This window comes from Ruegeria sp. YTSA135 (assembly GCF_059610165.1).
Window position 1 is genome coordinate 20,188 of sequence record NZ_JBXWNC010000003.1, and the last position, 19,318, is coordinate 39,505.

Consider the following 19,318-nt stretch of genomic DNA (forward strand, 5'->3'; position numbering starts at 1 on the left):
TTTTTAGTTTCGGCTGCGTTATTGTTCATTCCAACTGGACCGCAGCACCCTGATCCAGTTGCGATTGCAGATTTTTTCGATGAGCTGTTCATCATACCCGTGCGCGCGCATAGCTCTGCGCAGGTTCGGCAGGCCCGAGACATCCTTAATCTCTTTCGGGACTTTTGCCCCGTCGAAATCGGACCCCAGCCCGACGCGATTTTCCCCCAGTTTATCCAATAGATGGTCGAGATGCCGGATCATTGTCTCAAGCGGTGTATCCTCATCCATGCGCCCATCTTCGCGCAGGAAGGCGGTGGCAAAGTTCAAGCCAACCATGCCGTCCGTCTCGGCAATCGCAGCAAGCTGTTTGTCAGTGAGGTTCCGGGCCGAGGCTGTCACCGCGTTTGCGTTCGAATGTGTGGCGACCAACGGTTTGGTGCTGTGGCGGGCGACATCCCAGAACCCGGCTTCGTTCAGGTGGGACAGGTCGATCATGATACCCAGTTCATTGCATCGCCGCACCAGCCGCAGACCGTGATCGGTAAGGCCGGGTCCCGTGTCACCGTCCGAGGGAAAGCGGAAAGGAACACCATGACCAAAAATCGTCGGGCGGCTCCAAACCGGGCCAAGCGACCGCAGCCCGGCAGCATAAAGCACTTGCAGGGTCTCAAACTCGGGGTCAATGGCCTCGGCGCCTTCCATATGAAAGATCGCGGCAATCCTACCTTCAGCCATAGCTGTTTCTATGTCGCCGGATGTGCGCCCAATGCGCAGCAGGCCGTCTTCCTCCAATTTCAGAAGGATGGCAGCCTGCGACAGCGCAACAGGCACCGCGTCTTCCCAGCTGATCGGCTCGGTTAGGGGCACGTCATAAGGCGGATTCTGCATCTTTTCCTCATCCCGCTCTTCCGCCATGGGAGAGGGGACAAACACGGCGAAAAACCCGCCTGCGAACCCGCCACTTTTCGCCTTGGCAATGTCCAGGTGACCATCGCTGCCGGTTTCAAACATACCGCGCGCCGAAAGACCGCCAGAGCGAAAAAGCTTTAGCAGCAGATCGTTGTGACCGTCGAAAATAAGGGGGCGTGTCATATCCATCGCAGTGGTCGGTCGCACACTTGACGTCTTGGTGTTCATGAGATGCAGGCTATCAGTGAAAAAGGAATAGACAATCCGGAATTGTATTCCATAATCTCATAGAGCTACCAGTTAAGCTGGAACGCACTCAGGTAACGACTTTTTGGCGCGTAAATCTTGGCACAGCCTGCCCGAGTATCAGGCGCTCAGGGCATTTATGGAAACCGGAACTGCATCTGCGGCCGGTACACGGCTTGGGCTGTCGCAGTCTGCCATCAGCCGATCCATCGCCAATCTGGAATCGCGCACCGGGCGTATTCTGTTTGAACGCGACGGCGGCCGCCTGCGCCCCACCGCAGAGGCAATCCAGCTCAACCGGCGGCTGGATCCATTGTTCGAAGCCCTTGACCGCATAGACGGACCGTCTGAAATCACGCGTGAAACCCTGTCACTGATTGCGCCGCCCAGCTATATGCAAAAGTACCTGGTGGAACTGAGTGCAAGCTTTATCAAGGCAAACCCAACTTTCAGTATGAATTTGCTGGTGGGCACCCACGATGACATCCCACGGCACTTGCTTCAGCATAGCTGTGATCTTGCCCTGATTGGCGATGAGATGACGCGCTCGGGCTTGCGAACGACACTTTTCAGGCGATCTCCCGCAGTTTGCGCGTTGCCAAAGGATCACCATCTGGCACAAAGGGATTTGATTGAGCCCGCTGACCTTGTAGGGGAAAAGCTGATAGCCCTGACCCGCAACAACGTCAGCCGTGGCAAAATTGATCAGATCCTTGCCGAAGCCAATATCCACGAACCGCCTGTTTTCGAAGTTGATTCATGGCAGCTTGCCATCGAACTCGTACGGGCCGGAGTTGGCATTGCTATCATAAACCCATTTCCGTCGGCGCTTTACCCCGGTGAAAACCTCGTGTTTCGAAGACTTGCCGCACGGATCAGCTTCACGACGGCCTTCGTCTCAAGCGAGAACCGCCCGCTGTCGCGCGTTGGCAGGTCTTTCCTGCGGCATGTCAGGTTAAACACATGCAGTGACGGCTTTTCCGAAGCCCATTAACTCTTGGGATGCTTCTGGCTAGCGGGATGTTTTTCGACCCCTGTATTGTTTCGGCACCCAAGTGCGTGAAATCTAAAGACCTCAAGGGCCTGATATCTATACCACATCTGCCGGAATTTCAGCCGTTCTTTTTCTTAACGGCTGCGCTGTGCAGGGCGGATGCTTCGGAATTCGCGCTGCGCAGCATAAAGGCGTGCTCGGATGCCACGAAAAACATCGTAACCCCCATGTCCAGCAGCTCTGGGGCGGCGTCCGCATTGGCAGCGAATGTCATGAATGCCTTTCCGGCTTTTGCGGCGGCTGTTCCGGTAGAGCGCATGGCGTCCAACACTTTCGGGTCAGACATATCGGTTTTGTCGTAACAGACCGCCAGGTCCGCAGGCCCCACGAACAGCCCGTCTATCCCGTCAACCGAGGCGATGTCATCTGCTGCTTCGACGCCCGTCGGTTCTTCGATCTGGGCAATGACAATGGTTTCATCCACGCTTTGTTGCAACACGTCCTTCATGGGACGGGTCGCGAAACCCGCCCATCGGGTTGAGCCGGCATAGCCGCGCCCGCCTTCCCCAAAACGCGCCGCGCGGGCGATGTCCCGCGCTTTTTCAACGTTATCCACATGCGGAACGACGACACCAACCGCACCACTGTCGAGCGCTTTGAGCACCTCAACCGGGGTGCCAGTTGGCAGGCGCACCAGCACCGGGAAATCCAGCGCTCGCGCCATGGCAATACAGATGTCCATGCGCGCCCGGTCAAAGGGTGCATGTTCGGCATCGAGGCAGACAAAATCTAGCTTTGATTTCGCTAGAACCTCGATCAACTCATGCGCCGGGGTCTTCAGAAATGTTCCGACAAGTACCTCACCCGAGGCCATGCGCTGTTTGAGTGTATTCATGAATAGGCTCGCTTTTATGCTTGGGATCAGACCGAGCCGCGTTCAATCAGGCGGCAGGGACTCCGGATCTTGTCTTCTACTTTTTCGTCTTCAACAACGATCCGGGTTATGACATCGGTTGCGTGTTTGGCCAATGCCTGAATGGGTAGGCAGATCGTAGTAAGCTGATTGCGTTCCCATTCCGCCATTGGAATGTCGTCGAATCCCACAACCTTCATGTCGCCGGGAAAACTCAATCGCATGGCCGCAGAAAGACGATCCCTAAGACCCATGGCAAACAGGTCATTTCGGCATAGGAACCCGCCGGGTATTTCTTTACCGGTCGACTGTAAGTCATCCGCGACGCGGGCACCATCATCGTAGCCGCAACCGCTATCAAAAACCTTCCTGGGCGTTTGACCCATACGTTGCAGCCCGGCAACGTGACCGGCGAATCGCGCGGCTCTGATCTCGTGTCCGAGAGCGCCGTTGGCCACTGCAAGTCTGCCGCAACCGCAGGATCGGATTTTTTAGCTGCACCATCACGACCCCAACGATTTGCGACAGGTGTGATTTTAGCGCCTGCGCCAATGCGTTGGGTTGATAACCCATTTACAGTGCTGCTTTCAGGATTCGTTCTTGCGTCTGTTCTTGAACAGTGTAATTGCGCGAAAACGCACTTGATACCGCGGCCCGCTGTGCAACGTCGCCTGCGGGAACTCTTTCTTCTGACATCAGCGTCGGTCTGGTTACCTAACCCTTCAAGCTGGCTGTCTCGGCTGGCTTCAGCATTCTCGCCTTGCGGCTATCACCCGAGATCCGGATATTGTTGCCTCGAAAAGTTGACACGGGCAGTCAATATCGCGGGGATCATCCCGGATTTGGCGGGCTCGAACCACTGGTTCAGCGTCTTGCCGATGTTCATCCTGCATGGGTTCTTCACCAATTCTTCGGGCATGGCGAAGGGGGCCTATCGTGCTGCCAAAGCGTGGATCGGCTGGAAGCCCGTCGGTCTGGCCGTGTCGACCGTGCTGGCAGCGGGTACGCTGGCCTCACTCATACCGCCTTCGGCTGCGCTGACGGTCTATGATGCCATCGTGGATGGAGGCATTGAGCGATTGCTGCTGGCAGGCTTTATCCTTGGCGTGTACTCGGTGTTTCTCTATGTTGGGTTTATCATGCTGCGCTTTGCTGCCAATCCCGACCTTGGAGAGCGCTGACCCGAGGAGACCTTCATACCATTCGATATCCGAATCGACGCCTACACAACGGCGGTTCCGTCCGACGGCCGCCTGAAAGAAATCGCGGGGGGCTTCGACTTTACCGAAGGGTCGATCTGGCATCCGACGGAACACTTGCTGATCTTCCCTGACATCCAGGAAAGCCACCAGTACAAATGAACAGAGGCCGAAGGGCACAGGATCTTTCGCACACCATCCAATCAGGCCAACGGCAACTATTTTGATCGTGACGGCCGGGTGATTTCCTGCGAACACGCCTCATCCTAAATTTGGCCGAACTCGCGAAAATAATGGAACTCTACGCGATCAGGACCTGCCCTTTCAGGGCGTATTCCGATTGGCCTCGAACGGCATGCCGATGCTGGTTACGGACGATTCCCAGCAACCCAACAGGTTGTGCCTGCCGGTGGACGAAAGCCAGATTTTCGTCAGGGGCAGCAGGGATGGAATTGAGCACGCTGTTCATCACCGCCGCTACCTCTGTTTGCCGCATTCCGACCGCGATGACTGGTCTGGCTATGTTCTGAACCCGAAAGGAGCCGCGTGACTGACGCCTACGACATTCCTCCAAGCATCGACAATACAAAGCCTGCAACCCTGGTGCATCCGAAGGTCACCTTGCGCATGCGCGACATGTTTCTTGTTTCCATCGTCAGGTGCAACAGTCGATGGATCATCGATGAACACGAAGATAAAGGGCGAAAGTGATCTTGGCCCGATCCCGCTTGTATAGCTACTTGGATCTCTTGTTGGCTGTGAAAGCGCAGTGCTAAAGCCGGTCGCACAGGCCAATATGAACCTGTGGTCAGGCAATTTTGAAGCATACCTCCCGCCACCGGAAACCACGATGCAAGGTGTCCGTATGTTTCAAGAAAAAAAGTTGGGGAGAGCGTTTGGAAAAACAATGGCGTCAAAGCTTTGCGGCACATTTCCGCTGAACCTTGACGCCATTTGGTAGTAGTGAAGTCGCCCCGCAGGTTATGCGGGGCGAGAGGTTTCTTATTCGGCGGGAACCACATCCGAGTGGGTGTTCTCCACATGATGTTTTTCGCGAACCGGACGCACCATCAAGTTGGCAAAGAACGCGATTACCAGCAACGCAGCCATACAGTACATAGTTGTATTATAAAGCGTCGCGGTCGGGTCGGTGGTACCCACAGGCGCGATTTCCATCAATTTCGCAATCGTGACCGTGTTAGCGGCGGCCAATTCGTTCAATTGTGCAATCGGCGCGCCAAATTTCTCAGCAAAGGCTGCTGGATCAATTTTCGCGGCAAGGTCGGCAATCGCGTTTTCTTTGGACAGGCTCCGCAGGTAGGTGATTGCGAACGGCCCCAACACACCAGCCGCTGACCAAGCGGTCAGAAGGCGTCCGTGGATTCCGCCCACATGCATCGTTCCGAAGATATCGGCCAGGTAGGCTGGAATTGTGGCAAAGCCGCCGCCGTACATGGTAAAGATGATCATTGTTGCGATGTAGAAGCCGATCAACGCCGTGACTCCACCGGACGCTGCCCAGAACGGGATGGTGCAGTACAGGATCGTGCCCAGAACAAAGAAGCAATGGTAGGTGTTCTTGCGACCGATATAGTCCGAGGTCGACGCCCAGAAGAACCGTCCGACCATGTTGAAGACTGAAATCATCAGAACGTAAGTTCCAGCAAAAGCAGCCGTTACGAGTGCGAGATCACCAAAAATCTCGTTGATCATCGTCTTAGCCACACCGATCACGCCAATCCCTGCGGTCACGTTGAAGCACAGAACAACCCAAAGCAGCCAGAACTGCGGTGTCTTCATGGCCTGGTCGATGTGCACGTGGTTTTGCGTCACCATGCGTTTCGCAGACGGTTTGGGCTCCCACCCAGCGGGTTTCCAACCTTCGCGCGGAACGCGATATTGAAAGGCGGCGAACATCATGACGAAGAAATAGACAATTCCCAGTGTCAGGAATGTTGCTGCGGCGCCTGTATTGCCAGTGCCGACCACATATACACCTGCCTCGCCGCCGAACTGCGCGGCCTGTTGGGCCGAGGCGACGACAACCTCAATTTTCCCGGCTGCCGTTTCGGCAAAACGACGACCACCTTCCGTGATGAGGTTTACCGTGTTTTCTGCTCCAAGGAATTCGGGCGCTGTTTGAAATGTCGACAAAAGCCATTGGTTCAACGGAGCACCAATCATGGCGCCGCCGCCAAAGCCCATAATGGCCATGCCCGTTGCCATGCCCCTGCGGTCAGGGAACCACCGGATCAGGGTCGATACAGGCGAGACATAGCCAAGGCCTAGCCCTGCGCCGCCAAAGACACCGTAACCAAGGTACAATAGCCACAGCTGATGGGTCGCGATCCCAAGCGAGCCAATGACGAAGCCACCGCCCCACAGGATTGCAGCAACAACCCCAACGTAGCGGGGGCCGACCTTTTCAAGCCATTTGCCGCCGACAGCAGCCGTAAGGCCCAGAACCACGATGGCGACGGAAAAGATCCATACAACGGATGACAGCGACCAGTCACTGCCTGACGAGGCAACGACGCCCAGCTGGCGTGTAAGAGGCGGGTTAAAAACGGACCACGCGTAGACCGATCCGATACAAAGGTGGATGGCAATAGAGGCCGGCGGCACCCGCCATCGGTTGTAACCTTCTGGTGCGACGATGTTTTCCTTGCGCAGAAACCCTAGAGGTCCAGCTGCTGAGTTTGTCATTACTTCTCCTCCGAAATGCGGGACGCCTCCATCCCTGGAACGGCTGCACCCGTGTCGTTGGTCTACGACGGTAGACAGCGCGCTTTTGCCGTATGATCACCGGGCAAAAGGTTGGTCAACAAAAATTATTGTGAGTTAACAAATGGTTATGAGAATTTTTCTGCACTGCAAAAAGGACAAAATGTCCAGTTCCAGACGAAACACTGGAAAACCTCCGGACAAATTGTCCAATTTTCGAAGGGGAGAAATGGCCGGTCAGGACGAATTGTCTCCGGCAGGGCACCACACAAAAAAAGTTGTTCCCCGCCCTTCTTGGCTTGCCACAGTGATTAAGCCACCTGCCCGTGTGATAAGGGTTTGGCTGATGGACAACCCTAATCCGGTGCCTTCTGCGTGTCTGCTAGTAAAGAACGGGTCGAATATTTTGTCTAGCTTTTCAGGCGCAATGCCTTTGCCAGTGTCGGAAACCGAAATCTGACTGCCGGCTACCTCATCCCGGTCCGCGGGTCCCGTTCTGATCGTTAGCGTCCCTGTGTCATTCATGGCCTGTGTCGCGTTAATGATCAGATTCACCAAAACCTGCTGCAACTCCGTTTCCACGATCCTTACTGAAGGCGCTGGAGCATGACTCTGAGTAACCTGAATGCCGTGTTTGCGCAGGTCGGCGGACACCAGAACAAGCGCATCCTCAACGGCACTCTGCGGATCAACCAGAGTCGCAATATCAGACATTTCACCAGGCCGTGTGAAATTCAGCAACTTACCCACAATGATATTTATCCTGTGGGTTTGATCATCAATAAGATCAAGCTCAGTTTTCAGCGCGGCCTGATCCTGAGGGCTCAGGCTGGCCCTGAGAATTTCTAAGTTGCCCTGGATCACCGCGACGGGATTGTTGATCTCATGTGCGACGCCTGCGGTAATTTCGCCGATAGAGGCCAGCTTTTCCGACATCACCAACTGTGCATAGGTTTCTTCGAGTTTCCGATTGGCCTCGCTCAGTTGTTCAGTACGTTTTTCAACCTGATCGTTCAGGTTCTCTGCGTAATCCCTGAGCGCCTCATCGCGGTCTTGAATCTGATCAAGCAAACGATCCAGATGGCGTGCAACCGCACCGATCTCATCCTTGGCCTCGACGACACCGATGCGCGCGTTCAGGGCGCCTTGCTCTGCGCGCTCCATCGTGGCTGTTATTTTCTCCAACGGAGCAAAGACGCCTTGCGCAAGCCGCAAAAAGATCGGCACCGACAGCCCAATTACAGCAATAAACGCCAGAACCAACGTAACGATCGTGGCGTTTCGCTGCATTTTGTAAGGTTCTTCCAAAAAACCGGTGTAAAGCATGCCAATGCGTTTTCCGGTTACATCGGACAACGGCACGTAGCCCGAGATATACCAATCGTTTACAACAAAAGCGCGATCCAACCACGGGAGCCCCTGGCCCATGACATGCCTCCAGACAACCTCGGAAACTCGTGTTCCCAAAGCCCGGGTCTCAGAGAACAGGCGCACATTCGTTGAAATGCGCACATCATCCAGAAACAATGTGGTGGTGCCAGTGCGCGTTTCATGCTTCGCGTCCTCACGGTAGATGAGGGCGTTCATCCTGTCGATAACGGATAGATTTCGGTTCAATAGAAGTCCGCCAATCAACAGGTCCTGACCAACCACATCGCGATGCGTGGCCAAGAGAACCATGCCACGGGTTTCCACAGATCGCTCAATGCTGCGGGCGGCCTCTGTCTGTACCAGTGGAAGGCTGGCTTGCTTTGCCAAGTCTGGTGATATGTTGTTCAAGTCCTGCGCACTCAAAACCGCCAGCCCAGCTCCTGTGGTTCCACGAGAGGCCGCAATCGCTGCATTTCGCAGGCTGGCAGGCATTGTAGACTCGTCCGATTGGTCGAAAAGTAGAAAGTCGAGACCCATTTTGGACTGTTCTTTCGCAAGAAACCGTTTGAAATGCTCTCCTCCTACTGCCCGGGCTTTGGCAAATCGAACCGATTGGACAAGTGCGGCGACTTCGGCGGCTTGCGTTGCCTCTATCCGGCCAAAATACTGCTCAGCCACGCGCAAATCACTCGCGACTTTTGCTAGGAGAAGTTGGTCGTACTTGTCGATCCAGCGCACCATTGTTACGCCAAGAAGAAGTGGCAGCAGAACGACCAGAGGCAACAGCGCTAGCAAAAGCAGCCGCAGCCGCACCGATCGCATCGGCCTCAGAGCCCCCAAGCCTGGCATTTCCGGTCAATCGTTTTACGGGCGACCCCCAATCGGCGGGCGGCCTCGGCCCGATTTCCGCCGCAGGCATCCAGCGTCTCAAGGATATGACGCTGCTCAACGGCTGCCAGGCTTTCAATTTCACCCGTTGCAGAGGTTTTTCCCAATATCGGATCGTAACCCCCATTGATCAGCGCACGCTCAACGGTGTTGCGTAGCTCCATCACGTTGCCGGGCCACCGGTACGCCAGCATTCGCCGGCGCGTCACTGGCGGCAGGGCGGGTTGCGACAACCCAAGCCGCGCCGACAAGCTTTCGGAAAAATACCGGATCAGCTCAACAATATCTTCCCCCCTTTCGCGCAGTGGCGGCAGGGTGATTTCAATGACATTGAACATATAGAACAGGTCGGCGCGAAACCTGTTGTCATTTACCGCCTGTTGCAAGGATTGCGTACTGGAAGAAACGATCTGCACGTCAATTGCTACACTGCGTTTTGCCCCAATTGGCCGAAAACGACCCGTGGTCAATAATTCCACAAGCAGATTCTGGCAACCAGGCGACAGCATCTCGACGTCTTCGAGATAGAGTATCCCGCCCGCAGCGTCCCGCAGCATGCCGTCTTGTTCTTGCCAGTGATCATCCGAGTTCGACTCGATCCGTCCGAAAAGCCTTGTTTGAAGTGTATCTTCGTTCATCCCCTTGCATTGCAGCCAGACAAACGGATTTTCAGCCCGCGAAGAATTGGAGTGCAACATGCGCGCCGCTATTTGCTTGCCAGACCCGACTTCGCCACGAATGACAACATGTGACGACGTTGTCGCGGCTTTGGCTATCGCTGCGCGCACCGATTTTATTTCATTCGAAGATCCCAACAACGCGTCGCTATTGTGCAGCAGATCCTTACCCGCTTCTACCTCGTGTCGCAGGGCCGCGTTCTGTCGTAAAAGCTGCGCGCGCGCCAGGCTACGTGCAATTGCGTTCAACAACTGGTTTACACGGAACGGCTTCAACAGAAAATCCGAAGCCCCGGCCCGGATTGCCGCAATGGCCGTATCGAGGTCGGCAAACGCTGTCATCAGTATGACATCCGAAAACAGACCGATGCGCCGTTGGTCCGCCAGCCATTCAACCCCGTTTTGCTTTGGCATCACATTGTCCAACAAGACAATGTCATAGCTGTTCGCATCAAGCAGATTGGCAGCTTCTTCGGTGTTGGACGCGACGTCCACAGTGGCGCAGTGTCCCATCAGCGCCTTTAACAGGAAATTCCTCATCCCAGGTTCATCATCAATCACAAGAACCGAAGCTTTGGAAAGTTCAGGGGTAAAGCTGCCCACCAAAACATCGGTTGCGCCGACAGTCCGCGCCGCGGATTTCGATGGGTCACTTGTCATCTTGATGGTTCGACTCATTTGGCCTTTGAAAGTGTTTGGCGGATTGAGTCCAGGCATTCATGTCTCGACCGGTTTGACGGTTTTTCAACCAGGTGGGAAGTCATTGCCCATATGGTTCCTTCAAATACAGGATTCAATTGCTGAATTTGCGGTATCTGTCTCGCCCTGTCCCTCCGGATGAATGACGACGCCCCGACCACCGGGCCCAAAACGGCATAAATCATCCGATTGAGAGAGTTTTATTGGTCAACCGGACAGCGCAACAAAATCATGCTCGGATTCTAATCACCACGGCGCGCTATCTTTTTGCGCAAAACTAAACGAATACGGTTTTCGAAGGGTTGTCCACGCGGAACAATCGCCCCTTTCACACTCACAATGATCGGTTCACTTGTTCCACTACAGGCTTTCAAGCCGCCTCGACTAACTCAATCCCGTGATCCTGCGCAGCAAGCGTAGATCGACGAAATGCCGATCCTCACTTTTGCTGGCTCTGTAATTTTCTATGATCCGACAGTGAGTAATCGTGCGATGGCCGTTGTCCGGGGCTCAGAATAATAAACACACCACCTCGTACCACCGGAAACTCCGCGGTTGTTAGAGTTCGGGCAGATCGCTGGGTCTGGGGTAGAAATTGCGGCAGGAACGAACCTCTCTTTTATGCAGATCAGGAATGCTACCCTTATTCATACGCTCCCACTGTGCGCAGCCCGAACTGTATAAACGTAAGCTGAAATGGGTGCTGCGTCTGCGTATGTGCAATTGTATAATAGGTGGCGACGAAATATTAATAATATGATACGTCATAAAAAGAATTTGTAAGTTTTGTTTCCAGAACCCGGGATTTCCTAGCGTATAAAGGCGGCCAGATTGGTGAGTCCGAACGTCAATTGCAGGGAATGTGGTGCGGCCAATCCTGCCGGATCAAAATTCTGTCACAGCTGCGGAAACGCGCTGACGTTTGCATGTGGGGTCTGCGGTGAGGCCGCGTTGGCGAACGCGCGGTTTTGTACGGCCTGTGGCTCGGCTTTGTCGGGTGTCCCCGAGGAACCGGCGCACACCGCGCAACCAGCCACCCAGCAAGCGTCCCAGTCAAAACAATCCGCTGAAAGTGTTGCTGAGCGTCGCCAGTTGACAGTGGTTTTTTGTGATCTGGTTGGGTCCACGGCGCTGTCCGAGAAACTCGACCCCGAAGACTACCGTGAACTCATAACGAAATACCGCGATCTGGTAGGACACAACGTCGCAAAATTTGGTGGAGAGATCGCAAATTATGCCGGTGATGGTGTGGTTGCGATTTTTGGTTACCCGACCGCACAAGAGCTGAGCCACTATTCGGCAGCGCTCTGCGCATTGGAAATTGCAAGCTCGGCGCAGGACATGGATATGGGCTTTTCGCGGCAGCCTGTGTCAACAAACGTGCGTATCGGAATGCATACGGGCCCGGTGGTTGTCGGTACTGCGGCAAATTCCTCAACGGACGAAAGGGTGTGGTTATTCGGGGATACGCCAAACGTTGCTGCGCGTATTCAGGCCGCTGCCGACGTTGGCGAGGTGGTGGTGTCCGAGGTAACGCGCCGGTTAATTGGTGAGCGGTTGGATTTCACCTCCATCGGCAGCCCACAGCTGGCGGGTGTCAGTGCGCCAATGCAGCTCTACCGCGTCCGGCGAAAGGTTTCAGGCTTTGAATCGGCCCGAAAGGACTTTTCGCATGACACGACACCGACAATTGGAAGAGCCGCAGAAATCGCGCTGGTTCGGTCAAGATGGGAAGGGGCATTGGACGGGGAAGGGCAGGTGTTGCTTCTGACCGGTGATGCCGGCGTTGGAAAGTCTAAGATTGCCTTTGGATTGAAAGATGAGCTGTCAGACGAAGATGCGGCCCAACTCACTTTGTTCGGCTCTCCGCTGCATCAGAGCAGCGCATTTTTTCCAATCAAAAATGCACTGACCAAACTGACAGGGATGTCCCCGAACGCCAACCCGGAGGACAGTCGGAACAAGGTACTCGGTTTTCTGAACGATTTGGGCCTGTCTGCTGATGGCTGCGCAGCCCCAATTCTGCGTTTGATGGGACTTGGTAACAGCACCTCGTCGGCCGAGCGGATGGCCCCCGAACGTGAGAAAGGCGCGTTGATTGAAGCGCTGCTGCAATTGTGTGCAGGTTTAGAGCAACGCCGGCCACTGCTGCTGTTGCTTGACGACGTGCATTGGTTTGATGCCTCTACGCTGGAATTCGTAAATGGTTGGGTTGAGCAGTTGGCCAATCGGCGTTGCCTGACCCTGATGACAGCCCGCACGGAGTTTCAATCGCCTTGGCGCAATCAGTCTCATGTCACCAGTTTGGAGCTGAACCGACTGGTGCGCCGCGACATTTATAAGCTGGTCGAGAGTATCTCGGGTGTACGTCCCTCCAAGGAGGTATTGAGCCAACTGGCGGAACGCACCGACGGCGTCCCATTATTTGTCGAAGAACTGACCAAGATGGCGATGGAGTCGGGTCTGCTGGTCAGCCGGGGGCAAAGTCAGGCTGAGCTTTCTATGGCGATCCCTGAATCCTTACAGGATTCTCTGATGGCACGGTTGGATCGGTTGTCTGCCAGTCGTGAGATCGTTCAGGTTGCTGCTGCAATCGGGCGGAACTTTGAACGGAAACTGCTGTCCGAGGTTTTGGATTGGAGCGACGCTGACATTTCGAATGCCCTTGAGCAGCTATTGGAAACTGAACTTATTGTTCCCGCAGGGCAACCCGGCGCAGAGGACGCGTATAGGTTCCGACACGCGTTGGTACAGGATGCGGCCTATCAGTCCATGTTACGATCTACGGCCTCAAGATGGCATGGGCGGATTGCCGAAATACTTGAGGAGCACTACAAGGAAACTGTCACTCGTGAGCCGGAAATCCTGGGCCATCACTATTGGCGCGCGGGAAACTACGCTGCTGCCGAAGGCAAGCTTATGATGGCGGCGCGGCAGGCCTTGGATCATTCCGCCAATGTCGAAGCGATCACGCATTTGAAGCATGCTTTGGACTGCCTGCAGGAACTTCCCGCCTCGCAAGTGCGGGACCGCCGAGAGATCGATCTTCAGATCATGATCGCCGTTCCACTGGCGTTTGTGCGCGGGTATGCGCACAAATCGGTTTTGGCAGCATATTCTCGGGCGCAGGCGTTGTGCCGCGAATATGGCGAAACTGAACGGCTGTTCAAAGTCGTTTATGGGCAGTTCCGGTCAACAATGCTGGGTGGTGAATACGCGATTTCCAAACAGAATGCGGACAGATTGGTATCGCTCTGTGAAGACCTGAAGAGCCCGTTGGTATTGGCGTCGGCTGAACGATCGCATGGATCGCTGAATACATATCTGGGCCATCCGCTGGAGGCGTTGACGCATCTGGACGCGGGGATTGGCGTGAACCTTTCAATCGAGCACCGTTTCGTGGGGCTTGACTACGACGTGGTTGATCTGGCGGTCGCGCTTCAAGGCTATCGGGCTTTGTCGAGCTGGTTGTCAGGTGACGAAGCCACCGCATTGGCGGCGATCAAAGCGTCGTTGGTCCACGCCGAGGAAACCGCGCACCCATTCAGCCAGTCTTTTGCGCATGCCTTCCTGGGATGGATTTCACAGTTCCGCGGCGATGAGACAACGGTGCAGGACAGTTCGGCCACGTTGATTACACTGTCTGAGGAGTATTCGTTTCAATTCTGGCGCGGTTGGGCGCGGGTGATGAACGGATGGGCGCGCCGCAATACGGATGGTGAGAAATCGCTGGAAGGCATTGAATTGGGCCTGCGGGAATGGCGGGATACCGGTTGTCGGCTGGGTTTGAGCTTTTTTCTTTACCTCTACGCGGATGCCGCCATTTTGCACGGACGTCTAGATCTGGCCGAAGACCTTCTGGATCAGGCCGATGGCTTTGCCGAGGACAGCGGTGAAAAGTTCTGGATCGTTGGTTTGACCCGCTTGCGGGGCAGGCTGGCGCTTGGACATGGCGATGAAACCAAAGCCATGGACCATTTCAAAAAGGCCGCGATGCTGGCGCTTGAGCTTGGGCATTATGGCCCGTTGCTGCGCGTGGTTCAGGAACTGTCGAACCTCAATTCTTCATCAGATTGCCTGAGCGAAGTGGCCAGGACCGTTGAAAAAACGATGAAAGCAGCCAAGGCACACAAACCCGCCCTGATCGAGGTGGATACCATTTTAAAGAAACTTAAGACAGCAGTTCCGGAGGCATCATCGGGCAAAAACTGAGATCGAAAATCTGTCGCAGAAAGTCGGAAGGACACAGCCAATATGACAAGGAAAACCAAGGATGATCGGTGCCATCAAACGGATGTTACCGGTGTCATGCCAAAACTGCCAAAGCAGTTTGATACCTTCCCCTTCTACTATGCCTCGCTGCAATGCCAATGGATGTATTGGTACACCTCGCTCGAAGCCGCGAAACCGTTTGTTAAAGACACCGGTCTGTGTGTTGCTGAATTTCCCGACGAGAAAGGTGACAACAAGGCTGTTATACTGCTGAACTTCCAACGCTATACGGCGCATTACGATAACTCATTGGGTTTCGTGAACGAGGTGGAATTCAATCTTCTGGTCTACCCCTCGAACCGGGTGCCAGGTGTCCCGAAAATGACTTTGACCGAGTATTTGCACGGTCGCGACCAGACCAAGACAATTGGTCATCTGCGCGTTCATGTGGCTGCCGATAATGCGATGGCGGTCAAGGCGGGGCGGCAGGCTTTTGGCGAGCCAAAATTTCTAGGGCAGTTTAACTACAAAGTTCCCTCGCTGAACGCCAAGATGAAAGGCGATCCCCCGATTTCGCCGAAGGCTTGGTGGATACAACTGGTTAACCCGGATGATCCCCAGACCATTGTCTACGATCTGGATGCCGATCTGGGCAAACTGTCAGGCGATCAGTGGACGCTGACGAATTGCACTCCGATCCCGGAATTTGCGACCGGGCTTGGCCGTACGGTTTGGACAAGATGGACCATCGCAGGCCTGTTTGAAACTGCAATGCTGACGACCAAGGAAGGCAAGAAAATCGCGAAGTCGTTCAAGCTGAAACTGGGCAGGAATGATTTTCCAATGACCCGCGACATGCACAGGTTGTTTACAGACAAGACGCCGGTTGCCGTGCAGGTTTTTGAAAGCCCACCGGCGTGTTTTGAACCCCGAGGCTTTTACGTCGACGCAATAGACGGGGACCGCCATGACCACGCATGACGATACCATCGCCTACGATGCCTTTCTGACTGTCAGCGCCGCATTGACCGGGTACAACGCTGCCGAGTTGCAGGCGACTGGCTGCGCGGCAGAATATTGGCATCATGTGCAGCAGGTTTTGCCCGAGGGCATTCTGAAAAAGTTTCTGTCCCTTGCACCGAGGCTGGGCAAGAAAGACGACGACAAGATCATCCGCGAGTCTTACTTGCCTGACAGATGTCTTGGTCCGGTGGCCCGGTCACTGATCCAGCTTTGGTATACCGGGCAATGGGTGCCGCTGCCACAGGAATGGCGTGAAAACTACGGCGCCTCGCGCTTTGACGTGGTCAAGATCATCTCGACCCGGGCGTACAAGGAAGGTTTAGTCTGGGACGCCATCGGCGCACATCCACAAGGGGCCAAGCAACAGGGATTTGGAGCGTGGAGCCTTGAGCCCCCGAAACAGAGAGGGCAGGCCGATGAACGCAATTCCTGACGACGAAAGATGCTATGATGTGGTGATTGTGGGCGCGGGGTTTGCCGGTGGTATCCTGGCGAAAGAGCTTGTGTCCGAAGGGCATTCTGTTCTGATCCTCGAAGCCGGAGAGGATCATGGCAAGACATGGGAAACCTACAGATCTTATCTGGATCAGTACTATCTGTCTTTGGCAAAAACGCCGAATTCACCCTATCCGAACCTGCCTACCCTGCCGTCGCCTTCGGTTCTGGACATCACCGCAGTTCGCGGGACAGAGCCCGACACCAACGGGTATTTCGTTCAACGTGGCCCTTTGCCGTTCGGCAGCAATTACCTGATGGCGTATGGCGGAACGTCGTTGCATTGGCTGGGCACGAGTCTTCGGATGATGCCCGCAGATTTTGAGATGCAAAGCCGGTTTGGGCTGGGGGTCGACTGGCCCTTCAAATACGACGACCTGAAGAAAGACTACGAGCGCGCCGAGTGGGAGATCGGAGTCTCTGCCGATGCCGTTGAACAGACCCCCAAGGCACTTGGGATCAAGACTTCGGGTCCGAAGGACAGCAAGGACTATTTTGCAAAGGATTATGATTATCCGATGCATTCGATCCCTTCATCTTATGTGGACGAGTTCTTTGCCCGTGCCGATGGCATGGCGATTGAGGTTGGCGAGGATGCAAGCGATGCCGTTCACCTAAAGGTTTCACGTACGCCGCAGGGTCGCAACTCAACACCGCGCAGCCCGAAGAATGGCAAGGGCATTCCGGTTGGTGATGAAGTACGAAACCAATTTCAACCGCGCGGCGCGACCGGTCCGTTCGCCTATATGGGCCAGCGGTGCGAGGGGAATTCCAGCTGCATTCCAATCTGCCCAATTCAGGCCAAATACAACGCGATGAAGACCCTGGAAGATGCAAAGCACATCGGCAAGAACCTGATGGAGACCATCACGCAGGCGATCGCATCAAAGGTTGAACTGGATGAAAACGGACGGGTTTCCGGTATAACATACAAAAAGTACGCGTTCCCCGGTGTTCCGCAGTACGAATTACGCCGCGCGACGGGCAAGCACTATGTCCTTGCGGGCGGTGCTGTCGAAAACGTTACGCTCGCTCTGGCGTCTGGGATTTGTAAAAGCAGTGACGAGTTGGGGCGCAACCTTATGGACCATCCCTATATGATGACATGGGGCGCAGCCCCCGAACCCGTAGGGCCGTTTCGCGGGCCGGGATCGACATCCAGCTATGCGAATTTCCGCGATGGAGCCTTTCGCGACAAAACGGCTGCATTTCGGTTAGAGATCGGTAACTGGGGCTGGAACTTTGCCGCCGGATCGCCAAATTCAGACGTTGCGCGGCTGGTTGAACAGGAAAACCTGTACGGCAGTGCCCTGCGTGACAAGCTGTATCACGACGTCCAAAGACAGGTGCGCCTGGGAACACTGGTCGAACAACTGCCCCGGTCTACAAACCGCATCACAATCGACCCGGCTTATCGCACGCCCATGGGCGAATACCGTCCGGTGATCAGCTATGATCTGGACGATTATTCACGCGCCGGGCTGGCCGCCGCTTATGACGCCTGCGCACGGATATTTCAAAGGTTGGGCATCAAAAATCATACGTCCTACAACCCGTCGGATGCGGGATATTTTACCTATGAAGGCAAAGGTTACACCTTTTTCGGGGCCGGCCATCTGGTCGGCACGCACCGGATCGGCACCCACAAAACCAATTCTGTAACCAATGATCAGATGCGGTCGTGGGATCACGATAATCTCTGGCTGGTCGGCGCTGGTTCAATGCCCACGATCGCCACGTCAAACCCGACACTGACTCTGTCAGCCATGGTCTACAGGGCCGCCAGGGCCATTACTGCGGCCGTTCGGAAGGGGATGCGAAATGACTTCAAACGACACGCTTGAGAAAACGCGGGAAAAACTGTGTGGTCTGCTTCAAAAAGCGCTGATACTCGAACTTTCCACAATACCACCCTATGCAACGGCCTGTTACTCTATTTTGGAGCAGGGGCAATACGATCGGTCTGAGCCTACCATAGTGAATGCCGAACCCATCGAGGTGATCCGCCAGGTCATGGTCGAAGAAATGTTGCACATGGTGCTGGTGGCAAATGTCCTGAATAGCATCGGAGGCCATCCAAAGCTAAACGACCCAGATCAGTTGCCGACCTATCCAACGAAACTGTTGGACGGTCGCGGGCCAAAGGTACACCTGCGCCGGTTTACCCCTCAGCAGGTCAAAAGCTTTCGCCTGATCGAGACGGCCCCAAAAGATACAGGCCCAGCCAAAAAAGGTGATTATCACACGATCGGAGGGTTCTACACCTACATCAAGCAAGAGCTTGAAAATGCCTGTGACACGTTCGGCAATGACGCGATCTTCATCGGTGATGAAAAGCGGCAAATCTCAAATGATGATTATTTTGGGGCAGGGGGTGAGGTGATCGAAGTGGTCGGCACCCCGAAACAACGCCGCATTTCTGCGATGCGAGCGATCACGGAAATCATGGAAGAAGGTGAAGGTGCCGATATGGGCCACAGGGCAGGGGACAAAGACGTAATCCCAGGGCCCGAAGGACGCGAAGACGTCGCGCATTACTTTAAGTTCAACGAAATTCTCCACAGCCGGTACTATCATCCAGATGATGCGGTAGATGAACCTCCGACAGGTGGTGATCTGATTGTCGATTGGAGCGCAGTCTCTCCGATGCAGGATGATCCGTGCGAAAGCAACTATGCGCGCGCACCGGAGGTTGCGGAAATGTCTGCGGAATTCAATACCGCCTGGACCGGTTTGCTGGACGGCTTGGAGATTGCTTTCAACACGGACAAGAGCGCTTTGCGTGACTTGGTGCCGACGATGTACATCATGAAATCTCTGGCACAAAAACTCATGCGCATACCGTTGCCAGACGGATCAGGTGAAACTGCCGGTCCTACCTGGACATATTTGGTAAAAGCTTAGATTCAGCTTGGCTTATACGCGTCCCTCCAATCACCCGGCACGTTCGACCAAACACGGTTTCGTTGGATTATCCCGCTTGACT

15 protein-coding genes are annotated in these 19,318 nt (G+C 54.9%); 8 read left to right on the forward strand and 7 right to left on the reverse strand.

All coding sequences use genetic code 11. From position 1 onward, the window contains the following. Window positions 1-18: 18 nt before the first annotated feature. Entirely contained in the window at window positions 19-1,074 is a 1,056-nt protein-coding gene (locus AC2FIT_RS04905; RefSeq protein WP_496827770.1) for a dipeptidase, read from the reverse strand. A 148-nt stretch (window positions 1,075-1,222) separates the two neighbouring features. Between AC2FIT_RS04905 and AC2FIT_RS04910 the strand changes: the two genes are divergently transcribed. Beyond that, entirely contained in the window at window positions 1,223-2,131 is a 909-nt protein-coding gene (locus tag AC2FIT_RS04910) for a LysR family transcriptional regulator (RefSeq protein WP_496827208.1), read from the forward strand. A gap of 118 nt (window positions 2,132-2,249) precedes the next feature. Here the strand turns inward: AC2FIT_RS04910 and AC2FIT_RS04915 are convergent, their stop codons facing one another. Together AC2FIT_RS04915 and AC2FIT_RS04920 are read right to left on the reverse strand one after the other, a co-directional pair. Further along, a complete protein-coding gene (locus AC2FIT_RS04915) occupies window positions 2,250-3,026 on the reverse strand; it encodes an HpcH/HpaI aldolase family protein (protein ID WP_496827210.1) in 777 nt (258 codons plus the stop codon). Between the two features lie 26 nt (window positions 3,027-3,052). Then, entirely contained in the window at window positions 3,053-3,502 is a 450-nt protein-coding gene (locus tag AC2FIT_RS04920; protein WP_496827212.1) for a substrate-binding domain-containing protein, read from the reverse strand. A 345-nt stretch (window positions 3,503-3,847) separates the two neighbouring features. Between AC2FIT_RS04920 and AC2FIT_RS04925 the strand changes: the two genes are divergently transcribed. Beyond that, the gene (locus AC2FIT_RS04925) at window positions 3,848-4,225 is read left to right on the forward strand and encodes a hypothetical protein (RefSeq protein ID WP_496827214.1); all 378 of its coding nucleotides are present in this window, start codon (window positions 3,848-3,850) and stop codon (window positions 4,223-4,225) included. Between the two features lie 319 nt (window positions 4,226-4,544). On the opposite strand, the gene AC2FIT_RS04930 is transcribed toward AC2FIT_RS04925, so the two are convergent. After that, the gene (locus AC2FIT_RS04930; protein WP_496827216.1) at window positions 4,545-4,712 is read right to left on the reverse strand and encodes a hypothetical protein; all 168 of its coding nucleotides are present in this window, start codon (window positions 4,710-4,712) and stop codon (window positions 4,545-4,547) included. Window positions 4,713-4,789: 77 nt separating this feature from the next. Between AC2FIT_RS04930 and AC2FIT_RS04935 the strand changes: the two genes are divergently transcribed. Continuing rightward, a complete protein-coding gene (locus AC2FIT_RS04935) occupies window positions 4,790-4,954 on the forward strand; it encodes a hypothetical protein (RefSeq protein ID WP_496827218.1) in 165 nt (54 codons plus the stop codon). A 291-nt stretch (window positions 4,955-5,245) separates the two neighbouring features. Here the strand turns inward: AC2FIT_RS04935 and AC2FIT_RS04940 are convergent, their stop codons facing one another. From AC2FIT_RS04940 to AC2FIT_RS04950, 3 genes are all read right to left on the reverse strand, one after another. Beyond that, a complete protein-coding gene (locus AC2FIT_RS04940) occupies window positions 5,246-6,949 on the reverse strand; it encodes an OFA family MFS transporter (protein ID WP_496827220.1) in 1,704 nt (567 codons plus the stop codon). Between the two features lie 255 nt (window positions 6,950-7,204). Next, on the reverse strand, window positions 7,205-9,160 hold the full coding sequence (locus tag AC2FIT_RS04945; RefSeq protein WP_496827222.1) for a sensor histidine kinase: 1,956 nt from the start codon (window positions 9,158-9,160) through the stop codon (window positions 7,205-7,207). A 5-nt stretch (window positions 9,161-9,165) separates the two neighbouring features. Then, complete coding sequence (locus tag AC2FIT_RS04950; protein ID WP_496827224.1) at window positions 9,166-10,581, reverse strand: sigma-54-dependent transcriptional regulator; 1,416 nt, start codon at window positions 10,579-10,581, stop codon at window positions 9,166-9,168. 855 nt (window positions 10,582-11,436) lie between these two features. Between AC2FIT_RS04950 and AC2FIT_RS04955 the strand changes: the two genes are divergently transcribed. The 5 genes from AC2FIT_RS04955 to AC2FIT_RS04975 are packed head-to-tail and all read left to right on the forward strand — an operon-like array spanning window position 11,437 to window position 19,236. Next, window positions 11,437-14,814, forward strand: coding sequence for an adenylate/guanylate cyclase domain-containing protein (locus AC2FIT_RS04955; RefSeq protein WP_496827226.1), 3,378 nt, complete (start codon window positions 11,437-11,439; stop codon window positions 14,812-14,814). A 42-nt stretch (window positions 14,815-14,856) separates the two neighbouring features. Continuing rightward, entirely contained in the window at window positions 14,857-15,795 is a 939-nt protein-coding gene (locus AC2FIT_RS04960; RefSeq protein ID WP_224890114.1) for a hypothetical protein, read from the forward strand. After that, window positions 15,782-16,270: a hypothetical protein gene (locus AC2FIT_RS04965; RefSeq protein WP_496827229.1), complete on the forward strand. Its 489-nt coding sequence runs from the start codon at window positions 15,782-15,784 to the stop codon at window positions 16,268-16,270. The genes AC2FIT_RS04960 and AC2FIT_RS04965 overlap by 14 nt, the downstream gene beginning before the upstream one ends. Further along, a complete protein-coding gene (locus AC2FIT_RS04970) occupies window positions 16,254-18,176 on the forward strand; it encodes a GMC family oxidoreductase (RefSeq protein ID WP_496827231.1) in 1,923 nt (640 codons plus the stop codon). The genes AC2FIT_RS04965 and AC2FIT_RS04970 overlap by 17 nt, the downstream gene beginning before the upstream one ends. Next, window positions 18,154-19,236: a ferritin-like domain-containing protein gene (locus tag AC2FIT_RS04975; protein WP_496827233.1), complete on the forward strand. Its 1,083-nt coding sequence runs from the start codon at window positions 18,154-18,156 to the stop codon at window positions 19,234-19,236. The genes AC2FIT_RS04970 and AC2FIT_RS04975 overlap by 23 nt, the downstream gene beginning before the upstream one ends. The last annotated feature ends 82 nt before the right edge of the window (window positions 19,237-19,318 follow it).